The following is a 15,538-nucleotide window of genomic DNA, read 5'->3' as shown; positions in this document are numbered from 1 at the left end:
GTCTTAAGTACTCCTTATTTACTGCGCTTTGGGCAGATTAACCGGGGCCGCTGCAGCGCCCGGACGCAGCTTCATTTGGCCGGCAGTGACGACAATATCACCCGCTTTCACTCCCTGTACCACCTGAACCCGACCACGTTCACGCAGTCCCAGTGTGGCTGGTGCGATGTTCACTTTGCCATCGACCAGGGTATAAATTAGCTGTGCATTACCTTGAGGCACCAGAGCTTCTTCTTTGACCATCAGAGCGTCTTTTATGGTTTCCAGCTGAAGGCTGACACGGGCAAACAGACCAGGGCGCAGGCGGCCATTTTCATTGGGTAATGTGGCCAGTACCTTGACGTTACGGCCATTCAGATCCACTTCCGGAGAGATTGCAAATACTTTACCTGTGACGGTTTCGCCGGGCAGAGCATCAAACTTAACGTTAACGGATTGATTAAGGCTGATACCACTCAGGTAGATTTCGGGAACCCGGAACTCCAGGCGGATCGGGTTGACCGACACCAGACTGACCAGTCCTTGCCCCGGTGTGACGTATTCGCCATCACTGACCTCTCGCAGGCCAACAATGCCATCAAATGGTGCGCTCAGAGTCATTTTAGCCAGACGCTCTTTGGCCAGGTCGACACCGGCCTGATCAATTCTCAACTGTGCCAGGTTGTTATCCCTGGTGTTTACACTTCCTGCATTGGTACTGAGCAGCTCGCTGGCACGTTTGTATTCTTGTTGACTCAGTCCCTGACGGGCCTGGGCCTGTTTTAATTCTGCTCGCTGAACAGAACTGTCCATGGAAAATAACAGGTCACCGGCTTTGACCGATTGGCCTTCTGCAAAATGAATCTGCGCAATACGCCCGGATACCTCAGGGCTGATCATAACGGACTCATTGGCAGACAGAGAACCGACCAGTTCAATCTTTCTGACCAGATCTTCTGGCTGAACGATCTGGGCCTCTACTGGCATAGGTGGCATTTGGGGTTTCTCTGCTGCCAGGGCTATAGTGCCGGAGGACAACATCAGAACGCCTGATAACCAGGCGAAAGAGAGCAATTTTTTCATGTAATAGGCCCCGCAGATCCATAAGCTGGGTTGATATGATAGAGAACAGCAGCTGAGTACGTACTGGACAGAATATGATATCCGTCAGTCATAAATAGTTCTCACTGACAATTAATCTGTTTCAATCAAATGATTAATTATAGGTTGATTATCCGAAGAAAATATTTTAATGCGATATTTCTGATGTATGGTCAGTTAAAAGTATTCTGATATTTTCCAGCCACTGGCAGGAAAATATCACCACTTACTGAGACGCTTTTGGTCTGATGCTTATTCAGAATTGAAGTGTCCGGATCGGAGAAAACCACCATCGCCCATCTTTCATACTGAAGATCTGGTAGGGTTCATCAGGGGCGGGGCGAATCAGTTTTTCTCTGAATACAGGTACGGGAACAGACAGACCTCGCCGTATAAACATAACGCCAGTGATAGCTCCCGGACTATGGGGCATTATTTCCCAGCTCAGCACGCCGTCCCTGTATCCTGGATCGTGGACGATATCTGGCCTGAGTTCTGAGCGCTGACAGGTATACTGGGAGTGATCTGTTACTTCTGCGCCCTCACTGTCAAATATCATCAGAGTGCGCCCTTCATTGTATTGGGCAAAGGCTGCCAGACAGTTCTGGGTAACCTGTAACCAGGGTTTTCCCATCAGTCTGAACACTGTCATCCACTGGCCTTCCTGATAGTTCAGAGATGTCAGCAGGGTAACAGGGGATGATCCCGAATAGTTCTGTATAAAGGCATTAATCGGGTAAGCAGGCAGGCTTTCCTGTTGCAATCTGAAGTTCTGAATACTAAAAGCCTGACCCGGCACAATGATCAGGATGAGCGCCGTGCTGCTTAAGAACAGTTTCAGCCTGCTTGTCAGCAGTGGAGTCAGCACTGTACTACTGACCACTATTAGTCCCAGATGAAAGGCCAATAATACCCGATCAGCATGCTGTTCCGGAGCGGAGATCGCGTGAGGAGCTCCCAGAGCCGGGGCCAGAAATAATCCGGCTGCAATAAATAACAGTTTCTGACGGAAACTGGCGTAAAAAAATGCCAGTAATGCCGTCAGGGCAATAATTGCATTATGTTGCAGATACCAGATCGCAAATGTCTGCCACTGCTGGCCGGATAAACTGAGCAGATCTGTGAGCATAGAGTTCCCCGTACGCCCTTCATCAGAGATACCTAGTACCTGAATTCTGAGAATCAGATAGGTAATCGATGCCAGTAACACGGCAAGAGCCGCTGACATGCGCTTATCCCGAATACAGATAAACAGCAGTAATGGCGGAAGCATAAAATAGATCTCTTTGCACAGCAGGGCAAACAGGGTGGCGATAAATAATAGTACGGCTTTCCAGAAACCTGCATTCTGATATGGCGAGCAGAGCAGAATAAAGCAAGTCAGGCTGGCCAGGGCTCCCAGCAGATAATGCAGTGTATAGAATCGGTAAGCCACTGAGATCAGATTCATATCTGACAGAAATAGCAGACAAACCAGAACTGTAGCCAGAGCATGGCCTGAGTAATGTGCGGATAATCTGGTGACCAGTACCATGATGGCTGCCAGTATCAGGGCCTGTGCCAGAAGATATGCCTCTGACGATATCCCGGCTGCTGTGATAAGCGCTTTGTAAGCGGTTAACAATATCGGGGTATAGTGGACCACAGAGAGTTTCTGGTATTCATCGGATTCCAGATAAGGGGATAGCCAGTTCTGGTCAAGAACCAGTTGTATGATATGAGCATCATCCTCAGAAAAAATGACCCACTCACTCTGTGCCATCAGGGCTGATATAAGTACTGTACATGCTGCAGTTATAACGATCGCAGACGCTTTTCTTTCATCCATTGTTAAATCTCTAAGGGTTTTACCTGCTGCTTACTGCGGTAGTTGATTCCCCGGTGCATATCTGATTAATAAAGACAAATTAATGGGTTGATTAAATGTTTTTAATACGAGGCAATGACCATATTTATGTTAATACTGCAGGCATTAAATCAGGTTTTTTATTATCTGGTGTGACCGTAATCACTTTTTATATTTCTTACCTGGATATTATCTGGCCGAAAGGCTTTTTAGTAAGTGTCAGATTGATACATAAGATACGTATTGTTACATGGAATATATTGTTGAAGCATTGAAATATAAGTACAGAGAATATCTTGCCTATACTCTGGTTATGGGTGTTTGCTGGCTGATTGATAACCTGGTATTTGCTGTCCTGGTTAATGTTATTTCTGTTGGCGCTGCTGTTTTTATTGCTCGTATTACGGGGGCGTTAGCTGGTTTTGTTTGTCACGGAAAATATACCTTTAATGTGGACGTCGATGGGTTAAAAACTCTGTTAAGTGCATTTAAATATGTGGCTGTGTGGCTTTTTGCCTATTGGCTGGTGATATCAAGCGTTGACTTTTTTGCGACAAATACTGACGTAAATATTGTTCTGGCCAAAATGATAACGGAATGCTTTGTTGTACCTTTAAATTTTATTTTAATGAAATATATTGTGTTTGCTGACAGGAAATAATATGTGGAAAAAGGATGTCTCGTGGTGGCTGGCAGCTTGCCTGGTATTTACAGTGGTGGCTTTTTATTATGGTGTCACCGAACTGTGGTGGATGTTCGATGACAGCCAGCATTTGAAACTGGTCAGTCATTATGGTTTGAAAGTATTTACTCATCCTGCTGCCGAGGCTGGCTATATACCAGCTAACTTTACTCCCTGGCTATTTCTGAATTACTGGATTGACTATCAGCTCACCGGCCTGAACCCGAAGGGTGCTTATATACATCATCTGGTTTCCATGGCTCTGGTGATGATTGCTGTGTTTATACTGGCTCGCAAAGTGATGGGGCCCTGGTTTGCTGCTGTGCTGGTGATATGCTTTTTTATGTCGCCAGTCATGTCAACACTGATGCATATTTTATGTACCCGCCACTATCTGGAAGGTCTGGGGTATAGTTGTCTCAGTATTTTTTTATTTATTCAATGGAGGGAGCAGCACCAACTATGGCAGTTGATCGTTTCTGCTCTTTTTTATGCTATCGCAGCGTTGAACAAGGAAGTCTATGTACCACTAATTGGTATTTTTTTCAGCTTGATTTTTCTTGATTTTATTAAACAGTATCAATGGCGTGTCTGGAAATCATTAACTCCATATATGGTCGTTGCTACTGGTTATATATTTTATCGCGGATATGCTTTGGGCTGGCACAGGCTGATCTCTGGCTATGGTAGTCAGGGTGAACATAAAGGTTTGCAAGAGATAATCTATTATCTTTGGGAAGTGGTTAGCTATAATAAACTCCTTCTTGCAATACTGGTTGTTGCTATTTTTTCTGTAGTCAGAGTTTATAAACATGAACAGCCGGGTAAAGTCGATTTTTTCAGATTTTTTGTTGTCGCTGCATGCTGCGTGATTTGTACTTTGCTGCCAGTTTATAAGGTGATGCATACTGCGGATATTAATCATAATTATATTTTTGTTGCGACGTTTGTTGTCTGGTTTGGGCTTGTTTATCTGGTATTCATGCTGTGCCCTGAAAAGTTTGAAAATAAATATATCACATTAGCTGTTATTACTCTGGTTGGTTTCGTTTTTTATCAGGCAAAGTATGCTATTCCGGGAACCTATCTTATGAGTTATTCGCAGCAGAGTAATCTGTTTGAGCGCTATAAAACGGAAGGCCGTTTTATTCTTTATCGCACTGAAAATGTTCAGTTACTGCAACCCGTTGGTGCGCCCTGGCATCACTCAGGTTTATATGATCTGCGTCTTCAGGTGCTGGGGCAACCCACAGGACCGGTAGCCTGCTCCAATATCTGTCAATGTGATCCGGGTATGCCGGTTTATACCTGGTCTGATAATCAGATTTTCCCTGCAGAACTTGCAGGTATTTCTTGCACAGAAAACAAGGTTGTTTCCCAATGAAAAAAATTGAATTTATTGTGCCGCTGCTGAATGAGCAGGAAAATATCCGGTTATTTTACCAGTCATTACTGACGGAGCTGGAAGGGCTTTCATGCCTTCAGTATCAGATTACTTACATTGATGATGGTTCAACGGATCTGAGCTGGCAACAGATTGAGCAGCTCAGTGATCAGGATAGTCGGGTCAGGGGAGTTCGCTTCTCGCGCAATTTTGGCAAAGAGTTTGCCATAGAAGCTGGACTCCGGCAGTCAGATGCGGATGCCGTCATTGTTATTGACTCTGATCTGCAGCATCCGGTCGCTATGGTGCCTGAGTTTATACAGGCGTGGCAACATGAAGGATATAAGGTGGTATCCGGCGTTAAAGCTCGTCGTCAGAAAGAGAGCAAACTGAAAAGTGTACTGGCGAATAGCTATTACTTCCTGTTTAACCGTTTGTCAGGCCTTGCACTGGACCAGATGACAGACTTTAAGTTACTGGATCGTCAGGTAGTGCAGGCCTGGCTGGCACTTCCTGAGCGAGAGCGTTTTTTCCGGGGACTGGTTGCCTGGCTGGGCTATCGTGAAAAAACGCTGGAATTTGTACCTCTGGAGCGGGTCAGTGGAGAAACCTCATGGTCCCTGAGACAGTTGTTTTCCTATGCCAGAAGCAGCCTGGTCAGTTTCAGTTATGCTCCACTGAAGCTGATCAGTATTCTGAGCCTGGTAATGCTGGTATTTGCAGTCCTGCTGGGTGTTCAGTCTCTGTTCTATAAGATAATGGGATATGCCGAAGAAGGGTTTACTACAGTCATTCTGACCCAGCTGATTATTGGCTGCTCAATTATGTTTGCCCTGAGTAGCATAGGTTCTTACATTGCCCGTATTTATGATGAGCTGAAAGCCCGGCCTCACTATGTCATCTCAGAGCAAACAACGCCTGAACAGCAGGATGCCCGTGTCACTATTTTTCCAAGGGAGATGAAGCGGGAATCCCAGTCACCCTCCGCTGACCTGAAACAGACTCATTAACTTTTCTATCAGCTTTCTGTTGTTCAAAGCAGAAAGCTGAGGATGCGTACATGTGCGCATGGAATATTGTGGAGCTATCTCTATGAAGGACACAAAGAGTATTGTGTCTGATGAAGGTGTTGGGTGCCTGTCTGGTGGTTACCTCTTACTATAGTCAGATTTTTTTGCCCGCTCATCTGTCTGAGTATTAATCTGTTCCGATAAAACTGGCAGGCTTTTCACATTAAGGTCTGCCAGATCAGGCGTAAAGCCAGTAATGTCACAATGGTTTTGAATAGCAGGGCAAATAGATGACCAGGGATACGGTTCAGTAATCTGAGTCCCAGCCAGGTGCCCGCTACTCCGGCCAGGATCATCAGAACAACAGGCTGCCACCAGTCCAGGAAGCTGAAGCCGACAAACCCGAATACTGCGGCTTTCAATAAATGCTGAAAAGACATACATGCTGAAAATGTGGCTGTTGTTGCCAGTTTATCGCTGCCCATTCGGTGAATAAAGGCGGCCACCAGAGGGCCTGTTGCACCAACAAACATAGATACCAGTGTGGTAAGGCCTCCAGCCAGAATAGTTCTGTTCCGGGATAACATGACTTTACCGGGTTTTGGCCCCCATACCATCCACAGAATAAAGCCCGCAACGGCCAGTCGTATACTATCCAGAGGCAGTTGAACAACCAGTTGTGAGGCTATCAGCGCACCTATAGCTGCACCGGTACAGAAGGTGGCGACCAGTGGCCAGTGAATATGCTGGCGAGTCATGAAGGCCCTGTTGCCGTTGGAACCAAGTTGTACCAGGCCATGGACCGGAATCAGTGCTGACACTGGCAGTATGGTTGCCATGACGGCCAATAGCATAACACCACCACCTATTCCGGCTGCAGCTGTCAGAAAAGAAGTGGCTGCACTGGTCAGTATCAGTATAAGAAGATCAGGTGTACTGAGTATGGCCATCAGATATTCTGCTCCGCGTATGGAAGGACGGAGGCATACTCTACCATAATTGAATATGGAGGAGAGGGGGCTTCAGGAGGAGGGGGAAAGGGTTTTCCTGTGCTCTGCTCTGCAAGAGATAAAACGGCCCCGACGGTAAAGCTTTGTAATCCCGTCAGGGCCTGAAAATAGTCAGATTGCCCGTGTTTTAACTGCCGGAACGGATGCCTGAGCTGCTTTGGTCTTTTCCGGTGCATCCAGAGGAGCTGCTTTATTCAGCTGAGGCTGTGCATTTTGCTGACGATAGCGGCCAATGATGGATCCCATTACGACGGTTACCAGCAATGAACTGAGCCACAACTCAGAACCGAATAACCATAAGGCGCAGCTGATCGTCAGTGCATCAATGGCCAGTAGTGCAATTCCCCGGTTCAGCTGCCAGCGACGTTCCAGCCAGAGAACCAGTACCGTAAAACCACCGGTTGAAGCGTTATGCTGAAACAGGGTAACGATACCGAAAGCCATCAGAGCGCCTCCTCCCAGAGCACCGAGGATAGGGGCATCCAGCTGCAGATCAATATTCTGGGCCAGAACATCTGTCAGCATACCGATCAGAGTCACCGCAATCGCTGTGCGTACCGTGAAGGTCCAGCCTTTTTCATGCCAGGCCAGCAGATAAAAGGGCAGGTTAATCGCCAGGAAAACCTGACCGAAAGTAAAACGGTCTGTCAGCCAGTCACCAATCAGTGCGACACCTGTGATACCGCCAACAGCTACATGGGTAGACTGCAGAAACAGAATGCCCAGAGCCATAAGAAAACTGCCTTCCAGAATACCAAGCCAGGCGTGTGCACGACGTTTCATAATCAATCCTCAAAGTGGCGTCATCAGATGTTGTGCTGATGAACGCTCATCGTAAAAACAGGGTTATGTTCAAATGATGGCCTGGAAAATTCAGGCAGGCTGAGGCGTGCTATTTACGACAAGGCCTTCTTTGCTGCTGTCGAAGTGCACTGAACAGAGATTCGTTAGGCTTGCTGTTGGCATCTTTATTCCTGCGCAGAGGCGACAAACGCAGTACTGAACAACAGCCACTGAGTACAGACGCATAGGAGCACTGGCGTGCCATGCACCAGCTCATACGTGTAATGTAACTCAGGGATTCAATCAGCATCTTGTCAGAGTCCGAATGTTCAGAAAGGAATTAGCATAGTAGAAGATTTTAGGCGATATGCTCAGAAGAACAAGTGAATTAATCCTGATCAATTGATGAGAAAAAATAATCAATTGGCTTTCTGGCTGATCAGCAGTTGGCAGTGATTACTGCAGCTGATTCGCCTTTAATAAAAGAGATTGTTGATGTTTATAGCAAAACCTTTCTTGCTATATTGGACGAGCTGGTGAGTCACTTTAATCAATACATACCTGAACAAAAGGATTCCGATACGCCTCAACAGACGGTGAGAAAAATATGGCAACGTTCAGCAGGAATATTGTTGCTCAGGTGCTCTCGACATCAGGGACGCGGGCTAATCCACTTCCTGAACCGGTACCATGCTCAGAATAGATGAGCGCACCCGGTCAACACTGAGCTCTTCCATGCAGGGGACGGTGATTGTTCTGTTACGGATTCTCTGACACTCAGCCTGATCACATGGCTGACAAGAGCGATTGCTGCTGACAGAACGCTGCTCCGAAGTATCTTTGTCGGCAGGCTGAAACTCATTGGCACCGGATAGCACAACTAATGGTTGCCTAAGAGCCTGAACAATGCTGGCAAAGATATTATTAAGAGTAACAGTAACCCGACCTGATGCTATAAGGTCCACCATATCTTCCCATGCCAGACGTCCGGCCAGATTAGCTATTTCCATCTGCTGCTCCCGGTCCAGTGAAGCGCAGATCTGCTCACAGAACGCTCTATCTGCCTGAGGCGCTATCAAACGGATTGTCCAGCCCTGGTCGATCAGTTCAATCGCCAGTTGCGCCCATTGACTGGCAGGCCATTTCTGATTCTGTCGGGCTGCTCCTCCAGGGCAGAATACAGCGACAGGTCGTTCAGACTCCAGATAGTGCTCTTTAATCAGTGCCTGTGCATTGGTTTTATCGGCAATCAGCCGGGGCTGGCTGAATTCCTGAACCGCTTCACCATGATCATCAGCCAGAGCAACATATTGTGTGGTTTCACAGGGAACATTTTTTCTATTCAGCCAGCGGGCATCATTCACTGTAATCAGGCGCAGGCGGCCAAGATAACCCGTACGCCGACTGACTCCGGCCATCCACGGTATCAGTGCCGGTTTCCAGTTATGAGTCAGAATAATGGCCTGATCAAACTGCCAGGTTTCCAGCTGGCGGCCTGCTATCCAGAAATATTTCAGGGGCATAGTCATATCTGGTAGAACCAGAAGTTCATCCAGGTGCTCCAGGCGCCGGGCCAGAGAGTGGATCGCCTGTGGTGCCATCAGGCAGATATGGCACTCTTTATATTTCTGTACCAGACGTTGCATAAGGCACTGGATATTAAATAAGCCTTCCGGGTGAGCATCGGATATCAGCAGTATGTTCATAACAATGTCAGACAGATAAGAAGAATGGGTTCAGGGAGTTCAGGTAAAAACTCTGTCAAAGATAAACAGATGTCAGAGAAAAAAACAGAGTAAACCGACAAAAAACGCAAAGCAGGCTGTAAAAAGCATATAACAGATGACCTGAAGCAAGCAGGCTATAAAGCCTGCTCGCTATCAGTAACAGAACAATCAGTTGTTCTGTTCAATACCCTGTAGATACCAGTTGGCATTTTCAGTACGCATATCACGTACCATATGCCAGGTTTCCATAAAGTCAGAAGGGACTGAGCTGTTTTCACGCAGCTGTCCGGAGAACACAATGCTGGCTTCTACCAGAGAACCCTGCTGACTGATATGGCCCAGGCGGGCATCCAGTTTAACCACTTCTGTCTTAGGTTCTTCGGTCAGAGAACGGCGCTCTTCAGCCAGAATGTTATACATTTCCGGAGTAACAAACTCCTGAATTTCTGACAGGTCGTTATTATCCCAGGCTTTCTGCAGATGAACAAAATGACCTTTGGCACGTTCAACAAAGCTGGCTTCATTAAACCACTCAGGAACCTGATTCATCTGAGGTGCTGCAGAGGATGATCCACCGCCCATCAGATCCGTGTTAAATGGCTGCTGACCCTGATCGTGAGCCTGCTTCTGATAGGCTCCTGCAGGGCTGGCCATAGCCTGCTTTTTCTTACGGGAAATCAGCTTAAATACTATGAACAGCACCAGAGCGATCAGCAGGAAGTCCATAATCTGGAAACCTTCAAATCCTTCTCCGAATAGCATGGCTGCCAGTAAACCACCTGCTGCCAGAGCAGCCAGAGGACCCAGGAAACTTTTCAGCTTGCTGCCTTTAGCAGCCGTTGCACCGGCCGTCTGGGTTTTACCCGGTTGAGTCAGAGTGCTTTGATTATTAGTTGGAGCAGTGGCCTGACGGGAATAAGTCCCGGAGGATTTACCGCTACCCAGTCGTTTTGCTTCGGCTTGCTCAATACCGGTGCCCAGCACCAGGAAAAAAGCAAAAAACCAGACAAACATTCGTTGCATAAAGTTACCTGTATGTTTCCTTATTTTTCGTTATGCTCAGAGTAGTACAGGAGCATGAGGTGAGTCTTGAATTGATCTGCACCTTTTACCTGCCTGCACACAGCTATTTTATCTGTTTACAGGGGATGTTTATATGCTGATTAATTCTGACAACTCTGCTCTATTAGTCATTGATATCCAGGAAAAGTTGCTTCCGGCGTTACATGATGGTGCAACGTTCATGCGTAACAGCCACTGGCTGATCAGCATTGCCGGTGAACTGGAGATTCCGATGCTGGTGACAGAGCAGTATCCGGAAGGGTTGGGGGCTACCGACGCGTCATTATTACCTTTGTTAGAATCGGCGCAGGTCATGCGCAAGGAACATTTCTCGGTAACAGAAGAACCCCATATCCTGAATGCACTGAATGAAAAGGATAAGGAACAACTGGTACTGATTGGCGCAGAAAGCCATGTCTGCCTGCTGCAATCTGCTATTGGTCTGTCGGAGCAAGGGTATGATGTATTTGTGGTCACCGATGCGATCCGTTCCCGTAATCCATCTGACTATGATGCGGCGCTGATACGTTTACAGCAAAACGGTATCCAGCTGGTCAGCAAAGAGATGGTCGCATATGAGTGGCTGAAAAAGTGTAACACGGATCAGTTCCGTCATATCAGTCGGAACTGGCTCAGAGAAAAGCTCTGATCCGATATGGATAAATGCATAGAACCCGTTTTTATTACCGGGTTCTGTGTATCTGCTAAGTAAAATATCTCAGCGATGGATAAGGCTATCAGCGTTCAGTATGAACCAGTTCGGCAAAGCGTAACAGCTGAATCGGAGGATACAGTTCCAGCTGACGGGCGACGGCCATATTGATAAATACAGAGTAACGGCTCAGAGAGGGAATGTTCAGGCTTCCGGGGCGCTGCTGTTCAAACAAAACTTTTCTGGCCTGATTTCCTGCCAGACGTCCAACGTTGTAGTAGCGGTTGGCAATAGATAGCAGTGCATTTGATTTCGTGACCATTACTTCATAGGCACTGGCAACAGGCAAGTTATTATCATTGGCGGCAGAGGTAAACGCATCCCGATTCTGTCGGTTATAGGAGCTTGATCCCACGTAGACCACGTCGGCTCCTTCATCGGATAACTCTTTCATCAGGCCGGGTATCTGCCCTGAAACAGGTTTTCCTTTGTCATTCAGCTGGTAGGTTTTCCGGATCAGTTCAAAATCCATTTCAGCGGCCAGCTGTTCCAGCTTCTGGGTATTCAGCACAGAATTCAGTTCAGCCGTCGTGTAGATAACGCCGATTTTCTTTGCATCCAGATAATCCTTAATTGCTCTGATCTGTACCTCTTCCGGCACCCGGTTTCTGACGCCTGTGACGTGATCTCGTCCGCTTCGGTCATAGGACTCGATAATACCGGCCCCTACCGGGTCGGCCACAACCATAAACAGTGCCGGGATATCCCCAAGATAATTCTCCGGCTGGTCGGTATTCATTGGACCGATAATGTCTTTAGATACTGATGTGCCCCAGGTGACTACCAGATCTGGTTGCAGGGTTTTAGCTTCTTCCAGAAAAACCTGAATACGGCTTTTATCTTTGGCTGCGTCTCGTATCATCACTTTGACGGGCAAGTTCTGTTCCGCCAGGTATTGCCTGAAGCCCTGACAGGCTTCTTCACAGCCGCGCCAGACCACCATCAATATTCTGGCCGGGTCATGTTCAGAGAAGTCTCTGGTCTGAGCTGAGGCGATGCCAGACCAGAGAGCTGCTAACAGCCAGAGCAGCCGGATTGTTGTCTTGATCATGCTGCGCATTATGACGTTATCTCCTGTTTCCTGGCACTGAGATGCATATATATACCCATCACAATACCAGTGATTACGATGCCTGTACCGATAATCGCCATAGCCTCTGCAAAACTGTAAACCACCAGTAGACTGGCGACCATGACCGGTCCGAGCACACTGCCGATACGTTCTGAGGTTCTTAGTAACCCCAGAGCTGTAGTTCGACCTACTTCCGGAGTGGCTTCTGCGGCCTCCATTGCGGCCGCGATCAGTGGTGCTTTAAGTATGGAGTGAGCAACCCCCATCAGAGCAACGGCCAGTAGCATACGCCCGATAGAATCTTCACCGTACAGAGATATAAGAATGACCCCGGAGAGAATTGTGCCCAGTACCACCAGCTGTTTCATCTGGCCACTGTAGTCTGCAAAGCGTGATGCCAGAGGGCTAAGAGGGATAATCACCAGAGAATAAACCATCATAATACGACCGATTTCAGACTGACTGGCGTCCAGAGACACCAGATATAACGGTACCATGTAATAAAGAAAACCGGTCAGAATAATCTTGGCTGGTATCGCACAGAACAGTACGATAAAGGCAAATTGAGGGTTGCGGAACAGTGTCAGAGCGCCGCCTCCGGCTCCGGCTTTCTCCGCATCTTTTTTATTTGCCTTGTCTACATCAGAGGACAGCATCATCCAGGCGAGAATACCAGCAAATGCGGCCAGAATAGCGGATAACAGGAATACGGGCTGATAACCAATACGATCAGCAATAATCCCCCCCAATGCGGTACCACACATGGTTGCTGTCATCAGTACCCCAACAAAAATGGCCATGCCTTTAGCTCTGTTATCAGATGAGACAATGGCTGCAATGTAGCCCTGACAGCTGATGGTAATAATGGCATAACCCAATGCGGTGACACCTCGCCAGAAAATAATGTCGTAGACATCAGAAGCAAAAGCACAGCCCAGATAGCCCGCCAGAGCAGGAATTAATCCCCAGAAGAACAGGCGTTTGTTACCCCAGCGATCAACCCAGCTGCCAGCAAATGGTGTCGCAGCGGCAATGACAAACATAAATACCGATATCGGTAATCCCATCACGATATCTTTGCTGAACCAGGGGTTGGGCTCATAAAATTCAGCCACAAAAAGTGGCATGAAAGATTTTTGCAACTCTTCTGCAAAGGCAAAGACAAACAGAGGAATACGGGCATCCATAATATTGCCATGCTGCTCTTTCAGAACATTGAGCAGGCTGAAACGTTCTGCCAGTTTTCTCAACTGTGCTCTGACTGGATTTGTGGACGGTCTATCCTCTTTTATGATCTCCTCCGGGGATGAAACCACACCGCCCTGGCCCTCACCGATCTGTGCCAGCGTTTTGCGGAAACGTTGCTGAAGTTGTTCTGAATCTTCGTTAAGGCGACGAATATAGCGGCCGATAGATCCGGAACCCGCCAGGTTCTGGTTGACCGAGAAATCACCGGAAGCCTGTCGTTTCAGCAAGGCTTCCGACTTTTGTACCGGGCCTGAGACGTAAAACATCACTACGACCATTACGACTTCAAAAGAAACCAGTAGTACTGCAACCAGTACAATGGCGATATCAAAAAATACATCTGTGAGCTGGGTGCGGATAAAACCGGAATCCAGACCGACATGTACAGCACCGTAGCGCTGATTATCGTGCTCAAGTGGCAGCCAGACGTTTTCTGTAGCGATGCTGCTGGCTTCTCCCAGCGGCAGTAGTCTGGTCAGTTCCATCCCCCCCTGTAACAGCCGGGTCAGGAAGCTGGCCTGAAGCACATTTTGTGTTCCAGACCCCTGCTCCAGTGACATTGCCGCCTGAAAGGAAAAGTCAGGAACATTCCCGCCCTGATATACAATGTCGCCACGGTCAGTGGTAATTGTCAGGTACGTCAGTTCAGGATATTTCTCAACTGTTTCAGATAAATAAGTATCCATACCCTTAATTTTATGAAAGGGCACACCGGCATCAACTGCCAGGGTTGTATCCTCTCTGACCACTTCAGCAACGGCGCTGGCTTTCTGAACCAGCAGCGGCTTCAGGGAGATATTAAACTCTGTCAGGGTATAAACCGCACTGATAACAGATGCCAGAATTGTACTGATCAGTGTCAGTATCAGCAGGCGTCGGTTGATAAATCCAGTTAGTCCATCGGCACGATCAGTCATTATGAATTCTTACCTTCTGACGGGTTGGGGCTAACAGAGATTTTATCCAGTTCAGACTCCACCTGGTGTTTCATTTCATTGCTTCGGGATATCTGGCGAGCAAACTCATGAGCCATAGATCCGGGTTTAAGCGATGCGTGTATTGTCTGATTATCTCTGGCAGAAAGTTGCTGATTGATCAGTTTGAAAACACTGTTCACTTCGCCAAAACCAAAACGTACGGCAATAAAGATCAGCAGAGCAAAAACCATAAAAATCATCACTGTCATTTCAAGCAGATGTAATTTTACCTGGGCAACCGTACTGCCATAGGATGCTTTGTTATAGGCAATGACAATACTGCCAATCAGTTGTTGAGTGCTGTCAAAGAGTTGTTGCCCGCTATACAGGGTGAGATCTTTCTCCAGCGTCCACGAGATCTCTTTACCTTTAAGTGCTTTTCTGAGTACTGCATCTTTATCGTCGTGGTTGAGCCAGCGCTGATCGGTTGAGAAGAGTACGTCGCCGCTCAGATTAATGACAAAGATGCTGTTAACCTGAGGATCTCTGGATTTGCTGCGCTGGAGCAGTTCAGGCAGGTTATCCATCTCTTTTAAAGGCAGTCCCAGTTGCTCTGCTTTAATGATGGATCGTTCCAGTGACGAAGACATGACCTGTAACTGAGATGACACAACCCCGGAAATCAGGCTGTTGAACTTCATGTAGTTCATCAGGTACAGCAGGCCCAGAACGCTGGCAAGGATGATCCAGATCGTCATCACCAGTTTTAAATGTACTTCGATAAAGGCTCTCATCTCATTCCCGGTAATTTCCAGAATTAAAAACGCCATAATGGCGAATTATAGGTTAATAATATTATTTTCTTTATTTCATTCAGTTACATTTGCACTCACAGCACCTTCTGTTTCATTGAATACAGAATACATAGAACAAATAAATATAATATCAGTTTGTTGCCCGAGTTATGGTATCGCCGTCTCGTTTTGAGACAAAGTTCCCGAACTC

Annotated in this window: 14 protein-coding genes; 4 read left to right on the top strand and 10 right to left on the bottom strand. The window is 47.2% G+C overall.

Translation table 11 applies throughout. The annotated features are described in order from the left end of the window. Positions 1-18 precede the first annotated feature (18 nt). Positions 19-1,062 carry an efflux RND transporter periplasmic adaptor subunit gene (locus H4O21_RS08420; RefSeq protein ID WP_182808414.1) on the bottom strand — a complete coding sequence of 348 codons (1,044 nt, stop codon included), beginning with the start codon at positions 1,060-1,062 and terminating at the stop codon, positions 19-21. Between the two features lie 274 nt (positions 1,063-1,336). After that, positions 1,337-2,908, bottom strand: coding sequence for a hypothetical protein (locus H4O21_RS08415; protein WP_182808413.1), 1,572 nt, complete (start codon positions 2,906-2,908; stop codon positions 1,337-1,339). Between the two features lie 268 nt (positions 2,909-3,176). Here H4O21_RS08415 and H4O21_RS08410 point away from each other — a divergent pair, with 268 nt between their 5' ends. Genes H4O21_RS08410 through H4O21_RS08400 form a run of 3 tightly spaced genes read left to right on the top strand, consistent with a single transcriptional unit; the run spans position 3,177 to position 6,002 of the window. After that, the gene (locus H4O21_RS08410) at positions 3,177-3,587 is read left to right on the top strand and encodes a GtrA family protein (protein ID WP_182808412.1); all 411 of its coding nucleotides are present in this window, start codon (positions 3,177-3,179) and stop codon (positions 3,585-3,587) included. A gap of 1 nt (position 3,588) precedes the next feature. Next, a complete protein-coding gene (locus H4O21_RS08405; RefSeq protein ID WP_182808411.1) occupies positions 3,589-4,992 on the top strand; it encodes a glycosyltransferase family protein in 1,404 nt (467 codons plus the stop codon). Further along, positions 4,989-6,002 carry a glycosyltransferase family 2 protein gene (locus tag H4O21_RS08400; RefSeq protein WP_182808410.1) on the top strand — a complete coding sequence of 338 codons (1,014 nt, stop codon included), beginning with the start codon at positions 4,989-4,991 and terminating at the stop codon, positions 6,000-6,002. Before H4O21_RS08405 ends, H4O21_RS08400 begins: the two co-directional genes overlap by 4 nt. A gap of 218 nt (positions 6,003-6,220) precedes the next feature. Here the strand turns inward: H4O21_RS08400 and H4O21_RS08395 are convergent, their stop codons facing one another. The 5 genes from H4O21_RS08395 to H4O21_RS27075 all read right to left on the bottom strand — a co-directional run bounded on the left by H4O21_RS08395 (position 6,221) and on the right by H4O21_RS27075 (position 10,104). Then, positions 6,221-6,952 carry a sulfite exporter TauE/SafE family protein gene (locus H4O21_RS08395; RefSeq protein ID WP_182808409.1) on the bottom strand — a complete coding sequence of 244 codons (732 nt, stop codon included), beginning with the start codon at positions 6,950-6,952 and terminating at the stop codon, positions 6,221-6,223. A 171-nt stretch (positions 6,953-7,123) separates the two neighbouring features. Beyond that, positions 7,124-7,795 (bottom strand): YitT family protein, encoded by a 672-nt coding sequence (locus H4O21_RS08390; RefSeq protein ID WP_182808408.1) that lies wholly within the window; start codon positions 7,793-7,795, stop codon positions 7,124-7,126. A gap of 109 nt (positions 7,796-7,904) precedes the next feature. Further along, entirely contained in the window at positions 7,905-8,105 is a 201-nt protein-coding gene (locus H4O21_RS08385) for a hypothetical protein (RefSeq protein WP_182808407.1), read from the bottom strand. 355 nt (positions 8,106-8,460) lie between these two features. Further along, entirely contained in the window at positions 8,461-9,501 is a 1,041-nt protein-coding gene (gene waaF, locus H4O21_RS08380) for a lipopolysaccharide heptosyltransferase II (protein ID WP_182808406.1), read from the bottom strand. A gap of 189 nt (positions 9,502-9,690) precedes the next feature. Continuing rightward, positions 9,691-10,104, bottom strand: coding sequence for a Tim44 domain-containing protein (locus tag H4O21_RS27075; RefSeq protein WP_370463918.1), 414 nt, complete (start codon positions 10,102-10,104; stop codon positions 9,691-9,693). A gap of 574 nt (positions 10,105-10,678) precedes the next feature. On the opposite strand from H4O21_RS27075, the gene H4O21_RS08370 reads away from it, so the two are divergent. Further along, positions 10,679-11,233: a hydrolase gene (locus tag H4O21_RS08370; RefSeq protein WP_182808404.1), complete on the top strand. Its 555-nt coding sequence runs from the start codon at positions 10,679-10,681 to the stop codon at positions 11,231-11,233. Positions 11,234-11,321: 88 nt separating this feature from the next. Here the strand turns inward: H4O21_RS08370 and H4O21_RS08365 are convergent, their stop codons facing one another. The 3 genes from H4O21_RS08365 to H4O21_RS08355 are packed head-to-tail and all read right to left on the bottom strand — an operon-like array spanning position 11,322 to position 15,363. Further along, a complete protein-coding gene (locus H4O21_RS08365) occupies positions 11,322-12,356 on the bottom strand; it encodes an ABC transporter substrate-binding protein (protein WP_255487213.1) in 1,035 nt (344 codons plus the stop codon). After that, the gene (locus tag H4O21_RS08360) at positions 12,356-14,533 is read right to left on the bottom strand and encodes an MFS transporter (RefSeq protein WP_182808403.1); all 2,178 of its coding nucleotides are present in this window, start codon (positions 14,531-14,533) and stop codon (positions 12,356-12,358) included. Before H4O21_RS08360 ends, H4O21_RS08365 begins: the two co-directional genes overlap by 1 nt. After that, positions 14,533-15,363, bottom strand: coding sequence for a hypothetical protein (locus H4O21_RS08355; RefSeq protein WP_255487212.1), 831 nt, complete (start codon positions 15,361-15,363; stop codon positions 14,533-14,535). The genes H4O21_RS08360 and H4O21_RS08355 overlap by 1 nt, the downstream gene beginning before the upstream one ends. Positions 15,364-15,538 lie beyond the last annotated feature (175 nt).

It is taken from the genome of Oceanospirillum sediminis (assembly GCF_014164585.1).
In the GTDB taxonomy this organism is placed as follows: domain Bacteria; phylum Pseudomonadota; class Gammaproteobacteria; order Pseudomonadales; family Halomonadaceae; genus Oceanospirillum; species Oceanospirillum sediminis.
The sequence above is the reverse complement of the archived record's forward strand: the minus strand, read 5'-3'. Positions and strand labels throughout refer to the sequence as shown.

Excerpts from the sequence above, each read along its gene's own strand:
- H4O21_RS08420 (WP_182808414.1), bottom strand. The coding sequence starts at position 1,062 with ATGAAAAAATTGCTCTCTTTCGCCTGGTTATCAGGCGTTCTGATGTTG.
- H4O21_RS08415 (WP_182808413.1), bottom strand. The coding sequence starts at position 2,908 with ATGGATGAAAGAAAAGCGTCTGCGATCGTTATAACTGCAGCATGTACA.
- H4O21_RS08410 (WP_182808412.1), top strand. The coding sequence starts at position 3,177 with ATGGAATATATTGTTGAAGCATTGAAATATAAGTACAGAGAATATCTT.
- H4O21_RS08405 (WP_182808411.1), top strand. The coding sequence starts at position 3,589 with ATGTGGAAAAAGGATGTCTCGTGGTGGCTGGCAGCTTGCCTGGTATTT.
- H4O21_RS08400 (WP_182808410.1), top strand. The coding sequence starts at position 4,989 with ATGAAAAAAATTGAATTTATTGTGCCGCTGCTGAATGAGCAGGAAAAT.
- H4O21_RS08395 (WP_182808409.1), bottom strand. The coding sequence starts at position 6,952 with ATGGCCATACTCAGTACACCTGATCTTCTTATACTGATACTGACCAGT.
- H4O21_RS08390 (WP_182808408.1), bottom strand. The coding sequence starts at position 7,795 with ATGAAACGTCGTGCACACGCCTGGCTTGGTATTCTGGAAGGCAGTTTT.
- H4O21_RS08385 (WP_182808407.1), bottom strand. The coding sequence starts at position 8,105 with ATGCTGATTGAATCCCTGAGTTACATTACACGTATGAGCTGGTGCATG.
- waaF (WP_182808406.1), bottom strand. The coding sequence starts at position 9,501 with ATGAACATACTGCTGATATCCGATGCTCACCCGGAAGGCTTATTTAAT.
- H4O21_RS27075 (WP_370463918.1), bottom strand. The coding sequence starts at position 10,104 with ATGGGCGGTGGATCATCCTCTGCAGCACCTCAGATGAATCAGGTTCCT.
- H4O21_RS08370 (WP_182808404.1), top strand. The coding sequence starts at position 10,679 with ATGCTGATTAATTCTGACAACTCTGCTCTATTAGTCATTGATATCCAG.
- H4O21_RS08365 (WP_255487213.1), bottom strand. The coding sequence starts at position 12,356 with ATGCGCAGCATGATCAAGACAACAATCCGGCTGCTCTGGCTGTTAGCA.
- H4O21_RS08360 (WP_182808403.1), bottom strand. The coding sequence starts at position 14,533 with ATGACTGATCGTGCCGATGGACTAACTGGATTTATCAACCGACGCCTG.
- H4O21_RS08355 (WP_255487212.1), bottom strand. The coding sequence starts at position 15,363 with ATGGCGTTTTTAATTCTGGAAATTACCGGGAATGAGATGAGAGCCTTT.